At 71.3% G+C, this 3,074-nt stretch carries 4 protein-coding genes; 1 reads left to right on the top strand and 3 read right to left on the bottom strand.

Going from position 1 to position 3,074, the window contains the following annotated elements; all coding sequences use genetic code 11:
• The first annotated feature begins 5 nt into the window (after nt 1-5).
• Nucleotides 6-116 carry a biotin/lipoyl-containing protein gene (locus ABTU92_RS28930; protein ID WP_408095016.1) on the top strand — a complete coding sequence of 37 codons (111 nt, stop codon included), beginning with the start codon at nt 6-8 and terminating at the stop codon, nt 114-116.
• A 103-nt stretch (nt 117-219) separates the two neighbouring features.
• On the opposite strand, the gene ABTU92_RS28925 is transcribed toward ABTU92_RS28930, so the two are convergent.
• The 3 genes from ABTU92_RS28925 to ABTU92_RS28915 form a co-directional block, all read right to left on the bottom strand.
• A complete protein-coding gene (locus ABTU92_RS28925; protein WP_408095015.1) occupies nt 220-750 on the bottom strand; it encodes an NADH-quinone oxidoreductase subunit B family protein in 531 nt (176 codons plus the stop codon).
• Between the two features lie 163 nt (nt 751-913).
• A complete protein-coding gene (locus ABTU92_RS28920) occupies nt 914-2,464 on the bottom strand; it encodes a hydrogenase expression protein HypE (RefSeq protein ID WP_408095014.1) in 1,551 nt (516 codons plus the stop codon).
• A gap of 5 nt (nt 2,465-2,469) precedes the next feature.
• Nucleotides 2,470-3,074, bottom strand: a 605-nt coding sequence (locus tag ABTU92_RS28915; RefSeq protein ID WP_408095013.1) for a proton-conducting transporter membrane subunit, incomplete at its 5' end; no start/stop codon positions are given.

The following is a 3,074-nucleotide window of genomic DNA, read 5'->3' as shown; positions in this document are numbered from 1 at the left end:
AGGCGATGAAGATGAAGACCGTGATCGGCGCCCACAAGGCCGGCACCATCACGGGCATCCACGTCAAGGACGGTGACGCGGTCGACGCCGACCAGCCGCTGGTGACGATCTCCTGATCACGCCGTCCCGCCCGGGTCTCCGGGCGCGCATGGCGCCGACGCAAGACCGGCCGGGCTCGCGCCCGGCCGGTCTCTGTTCGGGGCCTCCGATGGGGGCGGATCAGCGTGCGGCGCGGCCGCTCGCCTTGTCGACCAGCGCGATCAGGCCTTGCAGGAGATCGATCGGCCGCGGCGGGCAGCCGCGCAGCGTGAGATCGACCGGCACGACCTCGCCGACCGACCCGACCACCGCGTAGCTCGCGCCGAACACGCCGCAGCCGGCCGCGCAATCGCCGACCGCGACGACGAACTTCGGCGCCGGCGTCGCCGCGACGGTGCGCTCCAGCGCGACCTTCATGTTGCGGGCGACCGGGCCCGTGACCATCAGCACGTCGGCGTGGCGCGGCGAGGCGACGAACTTCAGGCCGAAGCGCTCGCAGTCGTAGACGGCGTTGTTGAGGGCGTGAATCTCCAGCTCGCAGCCGTTGCACGAGCCGGCATCGACCTCGCGGATGGAGAGCGAGCGGCCGTAGACGCGGCGCACCCGGCTCTCCAGCGCCCGCCCGACCTCGTCGAGCGCCGCCGCCGACGCACCGGAGGCCGGCAACGTCACGGGCCGCGCGAACAGCGATTTCAGGATCAGGGTGCGCATTGCGAGCTCGGCATGTTGCTGGCTCTCTTCGCCGAGGTCCGTAGGGTGGGCAAAGCGAAGCGTGCCCACCCTCGGCCGCACGAGACGGTCCTCACACGGGCCGCGTGGGCACGGCGCTGCGCGCCTTTGCCCACCCTACGGCGCTTGACGGACGATCGGGCGGTCACAGATCGGCTCCCGAGTACGAGCAGTTGAACGACTTGTTGCACAGCGGGAAGTCGGCGACGATGTTGCTCTCGATCGCCGCCTCGAGCAGCGGCCACTGGAACCACGAGGCGTCGCGCACGTGGCCGCGCGCGACGATGCGGCCGGGAAGAAGGCGCAGCCACACCAGGAGATCGCCGCGGAACGCCTCGGTGACGGCTATGCCCTCGCACGCTTCGGTCGCGTCCGGCAGCGGCGTGAAGACCGGCCCGCCCGGCAGTGCGCGCAAAAGCTCGCGGATCAGCTTCATCGACGCGGCGACCTCGCGGATGCGCACCTGGATGCGGGCGTCGACGTCGCCGGCGGTGAGCACCGGCACCTCGAAGGCGCGGCCCGCATAGGGCGCGTAGGCGAGATCGCGCCGCGCGTCGAAGTCGCGCGCCGAGGCGCGGCCGACCGGGCCGCCGGCGGCGAAGCGCCGCGCGAGCTCGGCCGACAGATGGCCGGTGCCGCAGGTGCGGTCCTGGATCGAGGGCGTGTCCTCGTAGAGGCGGACGATCTCCTCGAAGGCCGGCGTGATCGCGTCGAGCGTCTCGACGATCAGCTTGGCGCCCTCGGCCGTGACGTTGGCCGTGACGCCGCCCGGCACGATCATGTCCATCATCAGCCGGTGGGCGAACACGGCCGCCGACGCCGCGAGAATTTTCTCACGAAAGATCCCGCAGTGGGCCAGCACGATGGCGAAGGCGGCGTCGTTGCAGATCGCGCCGATGTCGCCGAAGTGATTGGCGAGCCGCTCCAGCTCGGCCATCACGCCGCGCACCGCGACGGCGCGCGGCGGCGGCACGACACCCAGTGCCGCCTCGACGGCGCGGGCGAAGGCGAAGCTCGAAGCGACCGTCGAGTCGCCCGAGACGCGCGCCACCACCTTGGCGGCGCGGTCGAGCGGCGCGTCGACCAGCAGCCCGTCGATCCCCTTGTGGACGTAGCCGAGCCGCTCCTCCAACCGCACCACGGTCTCGCCGTTCGCCGTGAAGCGGAAGTGGCCGGGCTCGATGATGCCGGCATGCACGGGGCCGACCGGGATCTGATGCAGGCCCTCGCCCTTCACGGGCAGGACCTGATAATCGGCGGGGTCGCGCGGCACCGCCGGCCCCGCCGCACCGAGCGGCGCCGTTGCCGTCCAGGCGCCGTGGTCGAGCCAGGGCCGAAGGTCGGGCGCATCGACCGGCTCGTAGCCGAACAGATCGCGGATCGCCCGCTCGGGCCGGATCGCCGGGGCATGGCGCATGCCGACCGACGGGAAGCGGCCGTCGATCACGGGCGTCGAGACGACACACGGATCCTCGCCGACCCGGCGCAGCGCGAGATGCACGGCCCCGGTCTCGGCCCACAGGCCGACGAGATCACGCTCGCCCTCGCCGAGCAGCTTGGCGATCGCCTCGAACACGGTGGCGTCGACCAGATAACGCGGCCACGGGCGTTGCGGCCCGGCGACGTCGGCGTCGGCGAGCAGCGCCGTGATGCGGTCACCGGCCTTCGTGGTGTCTGGTTTCGCGGTCTCGGCCATCACGATCACCCGAGCAGCGCGGCGACGCCGCGGAACCAGCGCACCAGCGCCTCCGGCAGCCACAGGCCGGCGATCAATGCGAGCAGGAGGTGGACGAACAGCGGCACGTAGGAGGCCTTCACGGGCTCCGATTTTCCACGCGGCTCGCCGAAGACCACCTGCTGCATTCGCATCAGCAATGCTCCGAGCGCCAGGATCAGGCCGGCGATCAGCACCACGGTGAGCACCGGCTGGCGCGAGAAGGCGGTGGAGACGAGCAGGAACTCGCTCATGAACACGCCGAAGGGCGGCAGCCCGACGATGGCGACGACGCCGAGCGAGAAGCCGACGGCCAGCACCGGATGGGTCGACGACAGCCCGCCGATGTCGGCGAGGCGCTGCGTGCCCTTGGCCTGGGCGACATGGCCGACGGCGAAGAAGATCGCCGACTTGACCAGCGAGTGCATGGTCATGTGCAGAAGGCCGGCAAAATTGGCGAGCGGCCCGCCGATGCCGAACGCGAAGGTGGCGATGCCCATGTGCTCGATCGACGAGTAGGCGAACAGCCGCTTGATGTCGCGCCGCCGGTACAGCATGAAGCCGGCGAAGACGAGGCTGACGAGCCCGAGCG

This window comes from Rhodoplanes sp. SY1, assembly GCF_046000175.1.
In the GTDB taxonomy this organism is placed as follows: domain Bacteria; phylum Pseudomonadota; class Alphaproteobacteria; order Rhizobiales; family Xanthobacteraceae; genus Rhodoplanes.
This window is presented reverse-complemented; position numbering and strand designations above follow the sequence as displayed.

Bases quoted from the DNA above. Each gene is read 5' to 3' on its own strand.
- ABTU92_RS28930 (WP_408095016.1), top strand. From the start codon at position 6: ATGAAGATGAAGACCGTGATCGGCGCCCACAAGGCCGGCACCATCACG.
- ABTU92_RS28925 (WP_408095015.1), bottom strand. From the start codon at position 750: ATGCGCACCCTGATCCTGAAATCGCTGTTCGCGCGGCCCGTGACGTTG.
- ABTU92_RS28920 (WP_408095014.1), bottom strand. From the start codon at position 2,464: ATGGCCGAGACCGCGAAACCAGACACCACGAAGGCCGGTGACCGCATC.